At 61.3% G+C, this 18,067-nt stretch carries 19 protein-coding genes; 11 read left to right on the forward strand and 8 right to left on the reverse strand.

Features of this window, described 5'->3' with window-relative positions; all coding sequences use genetic code 11:
* Nucleotides 1–92 precede the first annotated feature (92 nt).
* Complete coding sequence (leuD, locus tag ACIOWE_RS09855) at nucleotides 93–707, reverse strand: 3-isopropylmalate dehydratase small subunit (RefSeq protein WP_401390382.1); 615 nt, start codon at nucleotides 705–707, stop codon at nucleotides 93–95.
* Nucleotides 704–2,122 (reverse strand): 3-isopropylmalate dehydratase large subunit, encoded by a 1,419-nt coding sequence (gene leuC, locus ACIOWE_RS09860; protein ID WP_401390385.1) that lies wholly within the window; start codon nucleotides 2,120–2,122, stop codon nucleotides 704–706. The genes leuD and leuC overlap by 4 nt, the downstream gene beginning before the upstream one ends.
* 380 nt (nucleotides 2,123–2,502) lie before the next feature.
* On the opposite strand from leuC, the gene ACIOWE_RS09865 reads away from it, so the two are divergent.
* The 8 genes from ACIOWE_RS09865 to ACIOWE_RS09900 are packed head-to-tail and all read left to right on the forward strand — an operon-like array spanning nucleotide 2,503 to nucleotide 8,760.
* Nucleotides 2,503–3,702, forward strand: coding sequence for a PepSY-associated TM helix domain-containing protein (locus ACIOWE_RS09865; RefSeq protein WP_401390388.1), 1,200 nt, complete (start codon nucleotides 2,503–2,505; stop codon nucleotides 3,700–3,702).
* An 8-nt stretch (nucleotides 3,703–3,710) separates the two neighbouring features.
* Nucleotides 3,711–4,238 (forward strand): thiamine pyrophosphate-binding protein, encoded by a 528-nt coding sequence (locus ACIOWE_RS09870; RefSeq protein ID WP_401390391.1) that lies wholly within the window; start codon nucleotides 3,711–3,713, stop codon nucleotides 4,236–4,238.
* Nucleotides 4,235–4,576 (forward strand): hypothetical protein, encoded by a 342-nt coding sequence (locus ACIOWE_RS09875; protein WP_401390394.1) that lies wholly within the window; start codon nucleotides 4,235–4,237, stop codon nucleotides 4,574–4,576. Before ACIOWE_RS09870 ends, ACIOWE_RS09875 begins: the two co-directional genes overlap by 4 nt.
* Nucleotides 4,573–5,148, forward strand: coding sequence for a DUF6162 family protein (locus ACIOWE_RS09880; RefSeq protein ID WP_401390397.1), 576 nt, complete (start codon nucleotides 4,573–4,575; stop codon nucleotides 5,146–5,148). The genes ACIOWE_RS09875 and ACIOWE_RS09880 overlap by 4 nt, the downstream gene beginning before the upstream one ends.
* A gap of 35 nt (nucleotides 5,149–5,183) precedes the next feature.
* On the forward strand, nucleotides 5,184–6,113 hold the full coding sequence (locus ACIOWE_RS09885) for a metal ABC transporter substrate-binding protein (protein WP_401390400.1): 930 nt from the start codon (nucleotides 5,184–5,186) through the stop codon (nucleotides 6,111–6,113).
* On the forward strand, nucleotides 6,110–6,955 hold the full coding sequence (locus ACIOWE_RS09890; protein ID WP_401390403.1) for a metal ABC transporter ATP-binding protein: 846 nt from the start codon (nucleotides 6,110–6,112) through the stop codon (nucleotides 6,953–6,955). Before ACIOWE_RS09885 ends, ACIOWE_RS09890 begins: the two co-directional genes overlap by 4 nt.
* Nucleotides 6,955–7,854: a metal ABC transporter permease gene (locus ACIOWE_RS09895; RefSeq protein ID WP_007917717.1), complete on the forward strand. Its 900-nt coding sequence runs from the start codon at nucleotides 6,955–6,957 to the stop codon at nucleotides 7,852–7,854. Before ACIOWE_RS09890 ends, ACIOWE_RS09895 begins: the two co-directional genes overlap by 1 nt.
* The gene (locus ACIOWE_RS09900; RefSeq protein ID WP_401390405.1) at nucleotides 7,855–8,760 is read left to right on the forward strand and encodes a metal ABC transporter substrate-binding protein; all 906 of its coding nucleotides are present in this window, start codon (nucleotides 7,855–7,857) and stop codon (nucleotides 8,758–8,760) included.
* Nucleotides 8,761–8,963: 203 nt separating this feature from the next.
* Here ACIOWE_RS09900 and ACIOWE_RS09905 read toward each other — a convergent pair whose 3' ends face one another.
* The 5 genes from ACIOWE_RS09905 to ACIOWE_RS09925 all read right to left on the reverse strand — a co-directional run bounded on the left by ACIOWE_RS09905 (nucleotide 8,964) and on the right by ACIOWE_RS09925 (nucleotide 13,523).
* The gene (locus ACIOWE_RS09905; RefSeq protein ID WP_003226665.1) at nucleotides 8,964–9,188 is read right to left on the reverse strand and encodes an MbtH family protein; all 225 of its coding nucleotides are present in this window, start codon (nucleotides 9,186–9,188) and stop codon (nucleotides 8,964–8,966) included.
* An 83-nt stretch (nucleotides 9,189–9,271) separates the two neighbouring features.
* Nucleotides 9,272–10,684: an aspartate aminotransferase family protein gene (locus tag ACIOWE_RS09910; RefSeq protein WP_401390408.1), complete on the reverse strand. Its 1,413-nt coding sequence runs from the start codon at nucleotides 10,682–10,684 to the stop codon at nucleotides 9,272–9,274.
* 143 nt (nucleotides 10,685–10,827) lie between these two features.
* Nucleotides 10,828–11,313, reverse strand: coding sequence for a GNAT family N-acetyltransferase (locus ACIOWE_RS09915; RefSeq protein ID WP_401390411.1), 486 nt, complete (start codon nucleotides 11,311–11,313; stop codon nucleotides 10,828–10,830).
* Between the two features lie 207 nt (nucleotides 11,314–11,520).
* Nucleotides 11,521–12,843 (reverse strand): ATP-binding protein, encoded by a 1,323-nt coding sequence (locus ACIOWE_RS09920; RefSeq protein WP_401390414.1) that lies wholly within the window; start codon nucleotides 12,841–12,843, stop codon nucleotides 11,521–11,523.
* Complete coding sequence (locus ACIOWE_RS09925; RefSeq protein WP_201237400.1) at nucleotides 12,843–13,523, reverse strand: response regulator; 681 nt, start codon at nucleotides 13,521–13,523, stop codon at nucleotides 12,843–12,845. Before ACIOWE_RS09925 ends, ACIOWE_RS09920 begins: the two co-directional genes overlap by 1 nt.
* 154 nt (nucleotides 13,524–13,677) lie before the next feature.
* Here ACIOWE_RS09925 and dsbD point away from each other — a divergent pair, with 154 nt between their 5' ends.
* The 3 genes from dsbD to dsbG are packed head-to-tail and all read left to right on the forward strand — an operon-like array spanning nucleotide 13,678 to nucleotide 17,032.
* A complete protein-coding gene (dsbD, locus tag ACIOWE_RS09930; protein ID WP_401390417.1) occupies nucleotides 13,678–15,411 on the forward strand; it encodes a protein-disulfide reductase DsbD in 1,734 nt (577 codons plus the stop codon).
* Complete coding sequence (locus ACIOWE_RS09935) at nucleotides 15,411–16,286, forward strand: TlpA disulfide reductase family protein (RefSeq protein ID WP_201237398.1); 876 nt, start codon at nucleotides 15,411–15,413, stop codon at nucleotides 16,284–16,286. Before dsbD ends, ACIOWE_RS09935 begins: the two co-directional genes overlap by 1 nt.
* A complete protein-coding gene (gene dsbG / locus ACIOWE_RS09940; protein WP_401390421.1) occupies nucleotides 16,262–17,032 on the forward strand; it encodes a thiol:disulfide interchange protein DsbG in 771 nt (256 codons plus the stop codon). The genes ACIOWE_RS09935 and dsbG overlap by 25 nt, the downstream gene beginning before the upstream one ends.
* A 123-nt stretch (nucleotides 17,033–17,155) precedes the next feature.
* On the opposite strand, the gene ACIOWE_RS09945 is transcribed toward dsbG, so the two are convergent.
* On the reverse strand, nucleotides 17,156–17,980 hold the full coding sequence (locus ACIOWE_RS09945; RefSeq protein ID WP_401390423.1) for an alpha/beta fold hydrolase: 825 nt from the start codon (nucleotides 17,978–17,980) through the stop codon (nucleotides 17,156–17,158).
* Between the last annotated feature and the right edge of the window lie 87 nt (nucleotides 17,981–18,067).

An 18,067-nucleotide genomic window follows, 5' to 3' on the forward strand; every position in this document is an offset into this window, starting at 1 on the left:
CTGGCTTGCCAGCGATGGCGTCGGTTCAGTCAATGCAAATGCTGGATGTACCGGCCTCATCGCTGGCAAGCCAGCTCCCACAGGTCATGTGTTCAATTCAGCCAGGGATTGGCGGCCAGATGCTCACGCTCGAAGGCTTTGATTTGCTCGCGGCGTTGCAAGGTGCTGCCGATGGCATCCAGGCCCAGCAACAACGCAGTCTTGCGCAGCGTATCAATCTGGAAATCGATCACCGCGCCATCGGCCAGACTGATTTGCTGTACCTCCAGGTCGATACTGATCCGCGCAGTGTCCGGCTGATTGATCTGGTGCGCGATCTGCTGGACCTGCGCCTCTTCCAGGGAAATCAGCAACACCCCGTTGCGTTGGCAGTTGTCATAAAAAATCCCGGCAAAACTGCTGCCGATCAACGCGCGAATACCCATCTGCTGCAAGCCCCACACCGCATGTTCACGGCTGGAGCCGCAGCCGAAATTCGGCCCGACCAGCAGAAAACTCGCGCCCTGCCACGCCGACTGGTTCAACACGAACGCAGGATTGGGCCTGCCATCCGCGAGAAAACGCAAATCGAAAAACACGCCACGATCCAGCCCCTGGCGATCGATGCCTTTGAGAAACTGCTTGGGCATGATCACGTCAGTGTCGACGTTGGCCGCCAGCAGCGCTGCGGCCTGGCCGCTGACCTGAGTGAAGGGTTGCAGGCTCATGGGCGTTCTCCAAAGTGACGGATGTCGGTGAGTCGACCGCTGATCGCAGCGGCAGCGACCATTGCCGGGCTCATCAGATGCGTGCGCGCACCGGCGCCCTGACGGCCCTCGAAATTGCGGTTGGTGCTGGAGGCACAGCGGTCGCCGGGAGCCAGAACATCGTCGTTCATCGCCAGGCACATCGAGCAGCCGGACTGGCGCCATTCGAAACCGGCGTCGATAAAGATTTGCGCCAACCCTTCGGCTTCAGCCTGGGCGCGGACTTCGCTGGAGCCCGGCACGATCATCGCCCGCACATGGGCCGCCACCTGCCGCCCGCGCACGACGCTGGCGGCGTCACGCAAATCTTCGATCCGGGCGTTGGTGCATGAACCGATAAAAGCATGGCTGATGACGATATCGCCAAGTGCCATTCCCGCCTCAAGGCCCATGTACTTAAGCGCACGACGCATGTCCTGACGCAGGATCGGGTCGTTGATGTCCTGTGGGTCCGGCACTCGCGCGCCGATGGCTGCGGCCTGATCCGGGCTGGTGCCCCAGGTGACCATTGGTTCCAGCTGGCTCGCATCGAGGTGAATTTCTCGCTCAAACCGCGCCCCCGGATCACTGCGCAACTGACGCCACGCTGCCAGTCCGCGCTCCCACAGATCACCTTCAGGCGCACGCGGTTTTCCTTTGAGATAGGCGAATACCTTGTCGTCCGGCGCCATGAACGCACCGCGTGCACCGGCCTCGACCGCCATGTTGCAGATAGTCATGCGCGCTTCGACGCTCAGGGCATCAATGGTCGAACCGCAGAGTTCGATGGCGTAGCCGGTGGCCCCGGACGCACCGATCCGGGCGATCAGCGCCATGATCACGTCCTTGGAGGTCAGGCCCGGCGCCAGTTCGCCATCGACTGTCACGCGCAGGCTCTTCAAGCGTTTGTAGACCAGCGTCTGCGAGGCCAGCAGGTGCTCGATTTCCGAGGTGCCGATACCGAAACCGAAAGCGCCGAGCGCGCCATAGGTGGTGGTGTGGCTGTCGCCGGCGGCGATCACCATGCCCGGCAGAATAAAACCCTGCTCCGGGGCGATCACATGTTCGATGCCCTGGCGCTTGTCGAGGATGTCGAGCAACTCGATGCCAAAATCCCGACAGTTTTCCGCCAGATACGAGACTTGCCGCGCGCCACCGGCATCAGGCATTGCCGCGACACGCTGCGGTGCGGTCGGGTTGACATGGTCGACCACCGCCAGCGCCGTCCCCGGGCGCCAGACATCACGCCCGGCTTCGCGCAAACCGCTGAAGGCCTGCGGACTGGTGTACTCGTTGATTACCTGACGATCTATGTACAACAGGACGTGGCCCTGATCGTCGAGGCGACACACCGTGTGCGAATCGATGTGTTTGTCGTAAAGGGTTCTGGGGCTCATCAGGGCGCTCACTCAGGCAATCCGGGTGAGTTCCATCATAGGCAGCAGGGAGCAGCCATCAATCGGCAGACAGTGATGGCGTCGTCCATGAATCGTGTTTGATCTGTAGGAGCTGCGGCACGCTGCGATCTTTTGATCCTGAATTTCAAGATCAAAAGATCGCAGCCTCGTTTCACTCGACAGCTCCTACAGGGGGCATGGGGATTGGGCGAAGTGCGAAACATTTACTTTCATATCGTTTTTCGGGATTTGCCTCGCTTGTTCGTCCTATAGAGATGCAGGCCGTTCGCGTAGGCAAAAGCCACGAGCGCCTTTCGGGGGTTCCCGTGCTGCGAAGCCCGCAGTCACGCTCCCTTCCACCGAAAACAAGACGCGTAATCATGTCGAAGAAATCCCGTTCCAAACTATGGTTCCTGGTGCATAGCTGGCTGGCGTTACCGATCTGGTTTTTTGTCCTGATCGTCTGCGTGACCGGGACGCTGGCGGTGGTCAGTCAGGAAATCGTCTGGCTGGCCAACCCGCAAATGCGCGCCAGCCAGCCGGCGGATGATGCCCCGCTGCTCAGCTACGATCAGATTCTGGCCGAGATCAAGAAAGCCGAGCCGCAGACGATCGTCGAAAGCATCAGCCGACCGGACGAATCGCACTTTGCCCTGGATGTCAGCATCAGCTATCCGGACGGACGCTCGCAGACCGTTTACGTCAACCCGTATACCGGCGTGATTCAAGGCCCCGCTCCCGACTTCAACTTCCAGGCATTCACGCGGGCCCTGCACGGTTGGTGGCTCGTACCCTTCACCAACGGTTACAGCTGGGGCTGGTATCTGGTGTCGTTCCTCGGCTTGCCGATGCTTGCCTCGCTGGTCACCGGTCTGGTGGTGTACAAGCGTTTCTGGAAAGGTTTCCTGCGCCCGACCCTGCGCATTCGCCACGGTGCGCGGATCTTCTGGGGTGACTTCCATCGCCTCAGCGGAATCTGGTCGATCTGGTTCATCGCGGTCATTTCCGTGACCGGCACCTGGTTCATGATTCAGGCGCTGCTCTCGGACAACCATATTTCCTGGTCCAGCGAACCGATCATCCCGGCACTGTCGCGCGAAAGCGTACCGATCTCGGCTGACGCCACGCCACCGGCAAAAATCAGCCTCGACCGTGCCATCGAAATCACCGAGCAGCAGATTCCCGGCCTCGAAGTCAGTTTCGTCAGCCTGCCAGGCAATGCCTACAGTCACTTGAGCCTGGGTGGCCGCGGCTGGTATCCGCTGATGTTCCAGACTGCAACGCTCAACCCTTACAACGGTGAACTCGCCGCCACGCGCTTGCTGTCCGATCGTACTTCGCTGGAGTTCGTCACCGAGTCGATGCGTCCCTTGCACACCGGGGACTTCGGTGGCCTGTGGATCAAACTGATCTGGTTCTTCTTCGGTTTGCTGCTGAGCATGATGGTCCTCAGCGGCCTGTTGATCTGGACCAAACGTACCGCACTGGCGACCGCCAATGCGCTCAAGCGTGAAAACAAAAAACAGCGAGTCAAGGCACAACCGGCCATGCACCGTGAACTGTCGGAGGTCGACCTGTGAGCAAAACCATGACTGCCTCTCAACCGTCACGGCTGCGCCAGTTCTGGCACAAATGGCGCTTCCACATCAATGTCCTGCTGCTCCTGATCCCGCTGGGCTTCATGCCCAAGTACTTTGCCGATGTCGCCCTGTTTCGCGGTGACAGTGGCCTGGGCGAACGCGAGATCGGTGACATTCAGGTCGGCCCGTGGAGCCTGCGCCTGGCTGAACTGCGCAACGAAGCACCGCTCAACGGCCCCGCCGGCTATATGAAAGATTTCAGTGCGGCCCTGTGCAACGACTGTGTCGAACAGGTCAAGGCGACTTACCTGCGCATCGGCAAACCGCGCAGCCTGCGCGCCGCCGGCGTGATCTTCTTCGGTACGCCGTACCGCATGGGCACTCAGTTGCTGGTGCCGGAAAAGACCAAAACCGACGCCGAACTGTGGATCACCATGGAAGGCTGGGACGGCAGCATGCATCAGGCCTCGATCCCTCTGAGACAGGCCTCCCCCGCCACCATCGCCTGGCTGAACAAACAAGGAGCCAAACCATGAGCCACGCCAAACATCCTTCCCGTCTGCGACTGAGCGCCGTGCTGCTGGTGCTGTGCGCCGGTTTCAGTACCGGCGCGCTGGCGCATAACCCGATGTGCGAATGCAAAGCCGTCGATGACGAACAGATCAAATGCACCGGTGGTTTTTCTGACGGCAGTGGCGCACCCGGGGTGACCCTCGACGTGATCGGCTATGACGAAACCATTCTGGTGCCGGGCAAGCTCGGCAGTGATTCGACCCTGACGTTCAAGAAGCCCGGCGCCGAATTTTATGTGCTGTTCGACGCGGGTCCCGGCCATGTCGTCGAAATCGACCAAGCGGATATCGAAGCCCCATGAGCACGCCCACCACACAAATCGTGCGCCCGGCCGGCGCCGGTCATGAAACCCTCAACGTCCTGCTGCTGTGCCTGCTGATCCTCGCGTTGGCCGGTTCCGTGGTGGCGTGGCGCGGGGTGTCCCATGAGCCGGAGCCGGTCGCCGGCAATCAACTCGATGCCCGTCGCGACCTCAGTGCCGCCGAACAAGGTATTTACGCCGATCTGCGGGTGACGCTGGACGAAATCCGCTTGCTGCGCGAAGAGCAGAAAACCCTGCCGACGCCACAGACTCTTGCCGACGAAGGCTTTGCGCCGTTTGCGCAGGACGCGAGCTCCGTAAGCCGTGGCGGTCATGCCTGGCAAATGCTGGCAGACACCGCTTACTTCGGTCACAGCCAGACGCCTGCCAGTGCCGGCTCGTTTCTGATGCGCGTCGGCAGCGACGACAAGGCTGCGCCGGATATCTGGCTCAACCGTGACGCCGCTCTCACGGCGCCTCAGGATCTGACCGACGCCGCACTGTCTGCCGCTGGCTGGAAACAGATCGTCACGCAATACGATGCCGGGGTTACCCGCGAACATCGCCACTGATTCCTCGCCCTCCACCGAGAGAAGACCGTTTGCCCATGTCCATTTCATCGCCTCGTCGTCCTTTATTGCGTCTGTTCCTGGTTGGCCTTTGCGCCTGTCTGCTGAGCCCGTTGGCCAGTGCCGATGAGGCCAAACGCCTGCGCATCGGCATTACCCTGCATCCTTATTACAGCTATGTGGCGAACATCGTCGGCGACAAGGCCGATGTCGTCCCGTTGATCCCGGCCGGTTTCAATCCGCACGCCTACGAGCCTCGCGCCGAAGACATCAAGCGCATCAGCGGTCTCGACGTGATCGTGCTCAACGGCGTTGGCCATGACGATTTCGCCGACCGCATGATCGCCGCCAGCGAAACACCGAACATCAAAACCATCGAGGCCAACGAAAACGTGCCGCTGCTGGCCGCCACCGGAGTTGCCGCACGTGGCGCCGGCAAAGTGGTCAACCCGCATACGTTCCTGTCGATCAGCGCCTCCATCGCACAGGTCAACAACATCGCCCGGGAGTTGGGCAAACTCGACCCGGAAAACGCCAAGACCTACACCCAGAACGCCCGCGCCTACGGCAAACGTCTGCGACAGATGCGTGCCGATGCGCTGGCCAAACTGACCCAGGCACCGAACGCCGAACTGCGTGTCGCCACCGTCCACGCGGCTTACGACTATCTGCTGCGCGAATTCGGCCTGGAGGTGACGGCCGTGGTCGAACCCGCACACGGTATCGAGCCGAGCCCCAGCCAGTTGAAGAAAACCATCGACCAACTGCGCGAACTGGACGTGAAGGTGATTTTCTCGGAAATGGATTTCCCGTCCACTTACGTCGAAACCATTCAGCGTGAGTCGGGAGTGAAGCTGTACCCGCTGTCGCACATTTCCTACGGCGAATACACCGCCGACAAATACGAAAAGGAAATGACCGGCAACCTCAACACCGTGGTGCGGGCGATTCAGGAGTCGGGCGCATGACTGCAAAAGAAACACTTTCCGACACCGCCAAATCCCCTGTGGGAGCGAGCCTGCTCGCGATGGCGCCCGATCAGCCAACATCTTTATTGAATGAAACTCCGTCTTCGCGAGCAGGCTCACTCCCACAGGTATCCGGGCCGACGCTGGATTTTGCGGACATTTGTCTGACGTTGGGTCGCACCACGATTCTGGACAAGGTCACCTTCCAGGTTCAGCCCGGCAGTGTGCATGCGCTGGTCGGTCCCAACGGTGGCGGCAAGAGTTCGCTGATCAAGACCTTGCTCGGGCAGATGCCGCATCAGGGCCAGCTCAGCCTGCAATGGCCCGGCGAGCCCGGCACCATCGGCTACGTGCCGCAGGCGCTGGAGTTTGATCGCGGCTTGCCGATGACCGTCGACGATTTCATGGCCGCGATGTGCCAGCGTCGCCCGGCGTTTCTCGGCTTGAGCAAGCACTACGCCGGCGCCATCGGCGAGGCGCTGGAACGGGTCGGCATGCAGGACAAACGCAAACGGCGCATGGGCGCACTGTCCGGCGGCGAACGGCAACGCGTGCTGCTCGCCCAAGGCCTGATCCCTGCCCCGCAATTGCTGGTTCTGGATGAGCCGATGTCGGCCCTCGATGAGGCCGGGATCCAGGTGTTCGAACGCCTGCTCGGCGACTGGCGCGCGGCGGGCATCACCGTGCTGTGGATCGAACATGATCTGGAGGCGGTCGGGCGTCTGGCCAATCGCGTCACCGGCCTCAACCGCCGCGTGCTGTTCGATGCCACACCGCAACAGGCGCTGACCCCGGAACGTCTGCTGAGCCTGTTTTCCACCCATCCACGGAGCGCTATCTGATGAGTTATGAAGCTTTTCGCTTGATGGTTCAGGGCTGGGCGTCCTCCGGTTACCTGCCGGAAGCGCTGGCCTATGGTTTTGTGGTCAACGCGCTGCTCGCCGGTCTGTTGATCGGCCCGGTGCTTGGAGGCCTCGGCACACTGGTGGTGGTAAAACGCTTTGCGTTTTTCTCCGAAGCGGTCGGCCACGCGGCGCTGACCGGGGTGGCCATCGGCATTCTGCTCGGCGAACCCTACACCGGGCCGTATGGCAGCCTGTTCGGCTACTGCCTGCTGTTCGGCATCCTGCTCAATTACCTGCGCAACCGCACCGGCCTGGCGCCGGACACCTTGATCGGCGTGTTCCTGTCGGTATCGCTGGCGCTGGGCGCGAGTCTGCTGCTGATTCTCGCGGGCAAGATCAACGTGCACATTCTGGAAAACGTACTGTTCGGTTCGGTCCTGACCGTCAATGGCAATGATCTGGCGGTACTGGCAATCGTCGGCTCACTGGTCATGGCTTTGGCCCTGCCGCTGTACAACCGCATCATGCTGGCCAGTTTCAACCCGCAGTTGGCGGCCGTGCGCGGCGTGGCGGTGAAGACCCTGGATTACCTGTTCGTGATTCTGGTCACGCTGATCACCGTGGCGGCGGTGAAAGTCATCGGCGCGATTCTGGTCGGCGCCCTGCTGGTGATTCCGGCAGCGGCGGCACGCTTGCTCAGCCAGTCGCTCAAGGGCTTTTTCTGGTGTTCGGTGCTGATCGCCACCGTCAGCACGTTGTGCGGGATTCTCGCCCCCATCGTATTCGATCTGCCGATCCCGTCCGGCGCCGCGATCATTCTGGTCGCCGGCATTGCTTTCGCCCTCGCCGCCATCGCGCGCGGGGTTGTCCCGAGTCTGAAAGGGAATCTTGGATAAATGACTTTTTCATTGCGCAACCTGACCCTGGCCATGGCCCTGTGCGGCGTGGTCTGCACACCGTTGATGGCCGCCGAAAGCAGCAAGCCCTTGCGGGTTCTGGCCTCGCTACCGATCACCTACGGCCTGGGCGAAGTGCTGCTCAAGGGTACTGACGTCAATCTGGAACGCGCCGCGCCGGCAAATTTGCCGGGCAGTCGACAGACCGCCTACTTCACCGGTCGCGGCGCCCCGGCGCTGAACAAACTGGCCACGGGTGCCGACGCGGTGATCGGCGTGCGCTCACTGTGGGCTGATGATCCGCTGTATCCGATCGCCCGGCGCAGCAACATCCGTATCGTTGAGGTCGATGCCGCACGCCCGGTCGACGGTGCCCTGCCCGGCATCGCTGTACAACCAGGCTCGAAGGTCGATGGTTTGAACAGTCAGCCGTGGCTGGCGAGCAACAATATGGGGCGCATGGCCGACGTGATGGCGGCGGATCTGGTGCGTCTGGCACCGGCTGCCAAACCGCAGATCGAAGCGAATCTGGCAGCGTTGAAACAGCGCCTGCTGAAACTCAGCGCTGACAGTGAGGCGCGTCTGGCCAGTGCCGACAACCTGAGCGTGATGAGTCTGAGCGATCACTTCGGTTATCTGATCGGCAGCCTGAACCTGGAACTGACCGGGCAGGATCCACGTCCTGATAGCGAGTGGACGCCGGAGGATCTTAAGCAATTGACGGCGACGCTCAAGGACAATGATGTGGCGGTGGTGTTGCATCACCGGCAGCCTTCGGACGCGGTCAAAGCGGCGATTGCCGAGTCCGGCAGTCATCTGGTGGTGCTGAGTACCGATGCGGCGGATCCGGTGGCCGAGCTGGAAGGGAATGTGGATCTGCTGCTCAAGGGTTTGAGCGGCGCATAACTTCAGTTGCACCTAGTTATCGTTCATCGCTGGCAAGCCAGCTCCCACAGGGGTTTGCGGTGTTCCACAGATGCCGTTCCCGCCTCAAATCATTGTGGGAGCTGGCTTGCCAGCGATAGGGCCCTATAAGGCAGCACAAATTCCAGCCATGAAAAAACCCGCTGACTGTCACCAGTCCAGCGGGTTTCTTTTTGCCGGTCAGCTTATTGAGCGGCGGCCTGCCCTTCCATCTTCTGACGCAGGCTCAGCGGGCGCATGTCGGTCCAGACTTCTTCGATGTAGGCCAGGCATTCCTTTTTCAGGCCGCTCTTGCCCACGGTTCGCCAGCCCTCCGGCACGGCTTTGTAGTCGGGCCAGATCGAGTACTGCTCTTCGTGGTTGACCACGACCTGAAAGAGGATGTCCTCGCGGTCGAATACTGACGTCATGCTGGTTCTCCATCGTTGTAAGGGTGGGCTGCACGTCGGGTACAGCCGGGTATGTAGAAAGAACGTTCGGCGCGGCGAAAAATTTACACAGCGGCGGTGGCGGCAGCCAATGCACGGCCGAAAATCTCGGCGACGCGGTCGATTTCGGCTGCGGTGATCACCAGCGGAGGCAGGAATCGCACCACGGCACCATGACGACCGCCCAGCTCCAGAATCAGGCCGCGCTTGAGGCATTCGCGCTGCACCAGTGGCGCCAGACGCGCAAACGCGGGTGGATGGCCGAGCGCATCCGGCGTGCCCGCTGGATCGACCAGCTCTACGCCGAGCATCAAGCCTCGGCCGCGAATATCCCCCAGTTGCGGGAAGTCGCGCTGCAGGATGTGCAGGTGTTCGCTCAGGCGCTCGCCCATGGCAGCGGCGTGCTCGCAGACCTTGTGTTCGAGCAGATAACGCATCACGGCGGAACCTGCGGCCATCGCCATCTGGTTACCACGGAACGTGCCGGCGTGGGCACCCGGTTGCCAGGTGTCGAGCCAGTCGCGATAAACCACCACCGCCAGCGGAAGACTGCCACCAATGGCTTTGGACAGCACCACCACGTCCGGAACAATACCGGCGTGCTCAAAGGCGAACATCTTGCCGGTGCGGGCAAAACCACTCTGGATCTCATCGACAATCAAGGCTACGCCAGCCTTTTCAGTGATGCGGCGCAAGCCGCGCAGCCATTCGATGTCGGCCGGAATCACCCCGCCCTCGCCCTGCACCGCCTCGACGATCACCGCCGCCGGCAATTGCACGCCGGCCTCCGGATCGTTGAGCAGGTTGTCCAGATAGCTCAGGTTAGCCTTCACACCCGCCTCGCCGCCGAGTCCGAACGGGCAACGGTAGTCATACGGGAACGGCATGAATTGCACGCCGCTGCTGAGCAAGGCACCCAGCGGTTTTTTCGGTCCCAGACTGCCCATCAGGCTCAAAGCCCCTTGGCTCATGCCGTGATAACCGCCGGAGAACGACAGCACGGTGCTGCGCCCGGTGGCGGTGCGCACCAGTTTCAGTGCGGCTTCCACGGCATCGGTGCCGGTCGGGCCGCAGAACTGGATTTTCGCCTGCGACGCCAGTGCCGGCGGCAGCAAACCGAACAGATCCTGGACAAACTGATCCTTGACCGGCGTGGTCAGGTCCAGTGTGTGCAGTGGCAGTTCATCGGCCAACACCTGCTGGATCGCCTCGATCACCACCGGATGGTTATGTCCGAGTGCCAGCGTGCCAGCGCCGGCCAGGCAGTCGATGAAGATGCGCCCTTCGACGTCTTCGACATACAGGCCCTTGGCGCGTTTGAGTGCCAGCGGGATGCGGCGCGGATAGCTGCGGGCATTGGATTCCTGCCGGGCCTGACGGGCCAGCAGTGGCGACTCATTGAACTGATACAACGTTTCCGCTGGCGCCGAGCTGACCCGGGCCGACGACTCTTCGATAAGGCTGGTGGCGACTGACATCTCTCGACCCCTCAATTCGCTATGGATAGTGACCAAAACAGCACACCGGACAGGTGCGCATTCCGGTCGCGGGGCGCACTTGCAGGTTTTCCTGTTCTGGAAACGCTTAAGCGAGGTGAGGATTTAGCCCCTTGATCGACGGATCATCCGGACATTGCCAGCGGCTTGGACATGGGCAGGATCTGCAAGCCTTTGTGCAAGAGGCGTGGGGCAGCTTCGCGGTAGCCGAGATGGCGATAAAACGCTTCGCCGGTGCGCGTGCTGTTGAGGTGCGCATGGAGCACGCCACGCACCTGCAGCCAGCCTTGCAGATCGTTCATCAGCGCCCGCCCTGCACCCCGGCGAAAGGATTCCGGTTGAACGTGGCAAAGCACAATGTCGCCACTGGCCTGGGCCATGCCGACGCCGACCGGTTTGTCCGCCAGCAAGGCGAGACTCAGGTAGAAGCGCGGATCGGCAAGCCGGGCACTGATGAAATCGGCGGATTGCTGACCGATCCAGTCGCTGACAAGGTGGGGCTCATTGCGGTGATCGAGTGCACAACCGAAGCGTATCGAGCGTTCGATGATACGGCTGATGATACCGACGTCAGCCAGAATGGCTGGACGCATGCAGATGGGTGCTTCCATGGCGCTGTCCCCTCAATCCATTGAGTCAAAGCTGCGTCGACCTTAACGGCACCGCCACGGAATGACTAATGGAGAGAGGTTACATTTGATGTGCGCCCCCCCTGTAGGAGTGAGCCTGCTCGCGATAGCGTCGGTTCATTCCACACTCATGGGACTGAACGATTGCTATCGCGAGCAGGCTCACTCCTACAAGGGATAGTGGCGAATTCAGATCGCTTGCAACGGCATGGTCAACTCGACCCGCAGACCATCCGGGCGGCTGTCGAAATGCAGGGCGCAGTCGCAACGCTGAACGATCGCCTGGACAATCGCCAGGCCGAGGCCGCAGCCGGTGCTTTGGCCGTTGCGCCAGAAGCGCTGGGTCAGATGCTGCAGATCATCCTGCGCAATACCCGGGCCATGGTCACGCACGACGTAACGCACACGGTTGCCGATGGTTTCCAGACGCAACTCCACCGCACAGTCCTCAGGGGTATGACGCAGAGCGTTATCGAGCAGATTGCGCAGCGCAGCAATCGACAGCACCGCGGGCATGTGCAACGGCGCAGTGGAAAGCTCGGACGGCAGTTGCAATTTGATCCGCAGACGCTCGCCGCCTGTGGCGTCCGCAATTGCCAGCCTGGCCACTTGCTCGGCGCTGCATTGCGAACCATCGTCGAACGACAGGCTGCCCTCCACCCGTGCCAGCAACAGCAGTTGCTCAAGCGTGCGATGCAAACGGTCGGCGCCCTCCTCGGCCCGCGCCAGCGACTGATCGCGGGCAGTGCCGTCGGTCATGCGCGCCACTTGCAGGTGCGTCTTGATCGCCGTCAGCGGGCTGCGCAGTTCGTGAGCGGCGTCACCGGTCAGTCGACGCTCACGCTCAAGCGTCTTGCCAATGCGTTGGAACAGTTGATTCTGGGTGTCGAGCAACGGCTTCAATTCGCTGGGAAACGACTGCAATTGCAAAGGCTCAAGCGAGTCGGCATTACGCCGCATCAAGGCTTCGCGCAAACGGTTGAGCGGTGCCAGACCCTGGCCGATGCCCAGCCACAGCAGGCACAGACAGCCGAGCAGCGCCACACCCACCGGCACCGAAGCCGCCAGCAGGATCGACATGTTCAGGGCTTCGCGTTCGATTTGCCGATCCGCTGTGGTAATCCGCACATCGCCCCGAGCCAGGGTAAAACTGCGCCATGGTCCTCCGTCGATGATCTGGTCGTGGAAGCCCATTTTCTCGGCCTCCAGCGCTTGTTCGGGATGGTTGTGACTGCGGGCAAGAATTTCCCCGCGCAGCGAACTGACCTGACACGCCATGCCGCCGGGAATGTTCAGTTGCTCGGCACTGAAATGAGTGCCCTCGCCCTTGCTCGGCAACGCCGGCAATTGTTCCAGCAACCCGGCAACCATGCGCGCCGATGCCACCAGACGCTGGTCGAGGGAAAACATCATCTGGTTGCGCAGATCACTGAGCATCCAGGCTGCCGCCAGCGCCCAGATCAGCGCGAACGCAGCGCCGAGGGTCAGGCTCAGGCGCAGTCGCAGGCTCATCACTTGCCTTGATCTCCACCATCGGCCGGGCCCAGGCGATAACCCAGACCGCGTACGGTTTCGACGATGCCTTTACCGAGTTTGCTGCGCAGGTGATGGATATGCACATTCAGCGCGTTGCTTTCCAACTCGTCGTTGAAACCGTAGACGCTATCCTTCAACTGCTCGGTCGACAGCACCCGGCCGCGATTGTGCAACAACGCCTGTAACAGTGATTGTTCGCGTCGCGACAAATCCACGGGTTGTCCGGCCAGGGTGGTTTCGCGGCTGCTCGGATTGTAGGTCAGCGCGCCGTGTTCGATCAGGTTGACACTACGTCCGGCCACTCGCCGCAACAAGGTTTGCAGACGTGCGAACAGTTCACGCAGATCGAACGGTTTAAGCAGGTAATCATCCGCGCCGGCCTGCAAGCCATCGACCCGATCGGTGACCGAATCGCGCGCTGTCAGAATCAGCACCGGAATTTCCAGACCGCTCTGGCGCAGTTGCTGCAGTAATTTGAGGCCATCTTCGTCGGGCAGGCCGAGATCCAGCACCATGACATCAAACTCGGCCACCTTGAGCATCGCCCGCGCCTTGGACGCGGTATTGACGTGTTCGACGGTCAGCCCCTGGGCCGTGAGACCGGCAACGATGCCGCTGGCGATCAGCTCATCGTCTTCGCAAACCAGTACGTGCATGGTGAGTCCCGTAGAAAAACGCAGATTAGGCCGTTGGCCGATTAAGCTGACATTATGGCCCCCAACGCCACTGCGACAAGGGCGTGGCGGTTAATCATCGGTTAATCGCCACCGCCCATTGTGCTCCTCACTTGCACAGGGACAAGGCTCCTCCATGCGTCATTTTTTTCTTTTGTTTGCACTGCTGATCTCGGGCCTGGCCAAGGCGGGAAATAATCCTTTCGAGACAAAACCGGAATTCTTGCCGGTCGACAAGGCGTTCGTCCTCACCTCCGAACGTCTGGAATCGGGTGAGAACCAGCTGTTCTGGCAGATTGCCGATGGCTATTACCTGTATCAGAAACGCCTGAAATTCGACGGTCTGGCCGCTGATCAGCAGCCAGTCTTGCCCGAAGGCGAATCCCACAGCGACGAGTTTTTCGGTGAACAACCGGTCTATCGCCAAGGCCTGGAAGTGAAGATCCCGGCGGCGGCCACCGGTCAGATCAAAGTCAGTTATCAAGGCTGTGCCGATGCTGGCCTGTGTTATCCGCCACAAACCCGGGTGATTGACCTGGGCGGCAAAGCGGCCCCGGCGGCTGGTGCCGAAGCTCCGGATCAAGCCCTCGCCAGCAGCCTGCAACAACGGGCGCTGGGCTGGAGCCTGCTGGTGTTTTTCGGCCTCGGCCTGCTGTTGGCGTTCACTCCCTGTACGTTGCCGATGCTGCCGATTCTTGCCGGGATGATTGTCGGCAGTGGCGCGACGCCGCGCCGGGGTTTCGCCTTGGCTGGCAGTTATGTGGTGTGCATGGCGCTGGTCTACGCGGCGATGGGCGTGATCGCCGCGCTGCTCGGGGCGAACTTGCAGGCGTGGTTGCAAAATCCGTGGCTGCTGGGCGCCTTCGCGGCCGTATTCGTGGTGCTGGCGCTGCCGATGTTCGGCTTCTTTGAATTGCAATTGCCGGTGGCGCTGCGTGATCGGCTGGAGCACGCCTCGCGCAGTCGTAGCGGCGGCAGCCTGATTGGCGCCGGTGTGCTCGGCGCGCTGTCGGGCCTGTTGGTCGGGCCATGCATGACGGCGCCGCTGGCCGGTGCGTTGCTGTACATCGCGCAAAGCGGCAATGCGCTGCACGGCGGGTTGATTCTGTTCTCGCTGGGGATCGGCATCGGTGTGCCGCTGTTGCTGCTGGTGACCGTTGGTAATCGCTTCCTGCCAAAACCCGGCGAGTGGATGAACCTGCTCAAAGGCGTGTTCGGTTTCCTGTTCCTTGCCACGGCACTGCTGATGTTGCGCCCGGTACTGGACGCATCGTTGTGGCTCGGCCTGTGCGGCGCCCTGCTGTTGATCGCGGCTTATTGCGCCTGGAAACAGTCCGAAGGCTTTGGCCGTGTCGCCCAATTGTTCGGCGCTACGGGATTGCTGCTCGGGTTGTGGGGCAGTTTGCTGGTGATCGGTGCGGCGGGCGGTAGCGACGATCCGTATCAGCCGTTGCAGGTTTACAGCGGCGGCCGTGTTGCCAGTGCGGCAGCCAGTGGTCATGACGCGTTCATCACGATCAAGGACCCGGCAGCGCTGCAACGCGAACTTGATACCGCCAAGGCTCAAGGCCAATGGGTACTGCTCGATTACTACGCCGACTGGTGCGTGTCGTGCAAAGTCATGGAGAAACAGGTATTCGGCAAGGACAAGGTCATGCAGGCACTGAGCGACGTACGCCTGCTGCGCCTGGATGTCACCGCCGACAATGCCGCCAGCCGTGAACTGCTCGGCCGCTACAAAGTGCCGGGGCCGCCGAGCTTCGTGTGGATCGGTGCCGACGGCGAAGAACGCCGCAGCCAGCGCATCACCGGTGAAGTCGATGCCGAGACGTTTCTGCAACGCTGGACCACCACCCGAGACGCCAACTAATGCTGACTTTCACCCTCGGCACCTTTGCCATCGCGCTTAACCACCTGCTGCTGATCAGTGCACTGGCACTGGCGACCTTCGTCGGCTGGCGGGTGGCGAAACGCGGTGGCGATAATCCCGAGTCGGCGCTGTTCGGCCTGTTTCTGCTGGGCATGCTGGCGGCGCGCATCGCTTTCGTGGCGGTGTACTGGTCGCACTATCGCAACGATCCCTGGCAGATCGTTGACCTGCGCGATGGCGGTTTCCTCGCCTGGCCGGGGGTGATCGTCTTGCTGCTCGCCGCACTGTATCGCGGCTGGCGCCGCCCGGGTCTGCGTCGACCACTCGGGTTTGGCGTGGCCAGCGGTGTGGTGTTCTGGTTGCTCGCGACGCTGTCGTTGAACATCTACGAACAAGGCACTCGGCTACCGGATATTTCTCTGCGCAACGCTGCCGGAGAGACGATCCAGCTCAGCGACTATCAGGGCGGTCCACTGGTGATCAACCTGTGGGCGACCTGGTGCCCACCCTGCCGACGCGAAATGCCGGTATTGGAAAACGCCCAACAGCAACGTCCGGACTTGACCTTCCTGTTCGTCAATCAAGCCGAAAGCATGCAAAGCGTGGCGACGTTTCTCGAAACCCAGGGCCTGAGTCTGACCAACGTACTGTTCGACCGCAGCGGCCGATTGGGTCAGGCCGTGGGCTCCATGGCATTACCGACTACCCTGTTCTATAGCCCTGATGGTCGCCTGTTGGCCAGCCACCTGGGCGAGTTATCCAACGCGAGCCTGGCCCGCGCCCTGGAAAACTTCGACACCCCGAACCCCCATACGACTGCCACACCCGCCACTTCTGCAAGGAAACTGCCATGCCCCGCCTCCGCCACCTGCTGACGCTGACCCTGGGCACTGCCCTGCTGCAACTGCCGTCGGTTCAGGCCGCCGAAGAACTGCCTGCGGCGATCAAGCAGATCGAATCCAAAGGCGCGAAAATCGTCGGTCAGTTTGACGCCCCGGACGGTTTGCGCGGTTATGCCGCGCAATACCAGAACCGTGGCATGGCGCTGTACCTGACGCCGGACGGTAAACACGTGCTGCTGGGCAATCTGTACGACGCCGACGGCAAAGACTTGAGCAGCGAACCCTTGCAAAAACTGGTCTACGCACCGCTGGCCAAGGAAGTCTGGGCCAAGTTCGAGGCGAGCAACTGGATTCAGGACGGCAACAAGGATGCGCCACGCACCGTGTACCTGTTCAGCGATCCGAACTGTCCTTACTGCAACATGTTCTGGGAGCAGGCCCGACCTTGGGTCAAGTCCGGCAAGGTGCAGTTGCGGCACATCATGGTTGGCATCATCCGCGAAGACAGCCCGGGCAAATCCGCCGCGCTGCTGGCAGCCAAGGATCCGGCCAAGGCTCTGGAAGATCACGAAAAGGCTGGCAAGGGCAGCTCGCTCAAGGCTTTGAAAGACATTCCAGCAGCGGTGCAGAGCAAACTGGCAGCGAACATGCAGTTGATGGAAGACCTGGAATTGCAGGCGACTCCGGCGATTTTCTACATGGATGACAAGGGCGAGTTGCAACAGCAACAAGGCGCGCCTTCGCCGGACAAGTTGGCGAAGATTCTCGGGCCTAAGTAACGCCGGGCTCTTTATTGCCTGATCCGGCCTCTTCGCGGGCAAGCCCGCTCCCACAGAATTTTTTGATCACTTCGGTCACTGTGGGAGCGGACTTGTCTTCAGGCGCGTTCCGATGATGACCGATTACTCGGTGTGTCGGTTGCGCTCGCTGAGAAAGGTAAACAACACCTCCGTGACAAATTCGGGATTCTCCAGATTGGAGATATGCCCCGCGTCCGGCACCAGCACCCACGGGCAACCGATCAGCTCGGCCATTTCCTGTGCTTCCGACGGTGGCCGTGGTTTGTCCTGATCGCCACACATTACCAGCGTAGTTGCGGCATTCAATTCGCCCAGACGCGGCAACAGGTCATCACGGCCAAACGTGATGCGCCCCATCGGCACGATGCTTTGACGCAGGCGATCAGCGGAATAACCCGCCAGTTTTGCGCGGAAGTCCTGATACAGCGCCGACTGTGGATCGATGCCCGGGCGGAAGAAAATCGGCACGACGATGTCGAGCAACGGCTCGCTGATCTCACCGCTTTCTTCGATTTGCTTGAACAGCGAGAAGTAATACTGACGTGTGGGTTCGGGCTCTACGCCGACGTAGGTGTCCATCAGCACCAGGCCGTTGAGGCGCTGTGGTGCCGACAGTGCCAGACGCACGCCCCACATGCCGCCGACCGACAGGCCGACCAGAGTGACCTGGTCGATATCCAGATGATCGAGCAACGCCTGCGCTTGACGGGCAATGTCATCCAGCGATGTCGTGCCATCCGGTAAGCGCCCCGATTCACCATGGCCCCAGAGGTCCAGCGCAATCACCCGGTAGTGCGGCGACAGCGCGGCAATCTGCGGCGCCCACATCGCCTGGTCCCACAGATAACTACCGGCCAGCAGCACGGCCGGGCCTGTGCCTTGATCAATGTAATGCAGCGCTTGTCCGTCCACCGTAAAGAAAGGCATCGACCACCCCCGCGACAAAAAAGAGAACCGGCAGACTGAGCTGCCGGTTCGGGATCGTCAACCAATGAAATGTCTGAAAATGTGCCT

Origin of the sequence: Pseudomonas sp. NPDC087598 (assembly GCF_044743525.1) — a bacterium.
GTDB lineage: Bacteria > Pseudomonadota > Gammaproteobacteria > Pseudomonadales > Pseudomonadaceae > Aquipseudomonas.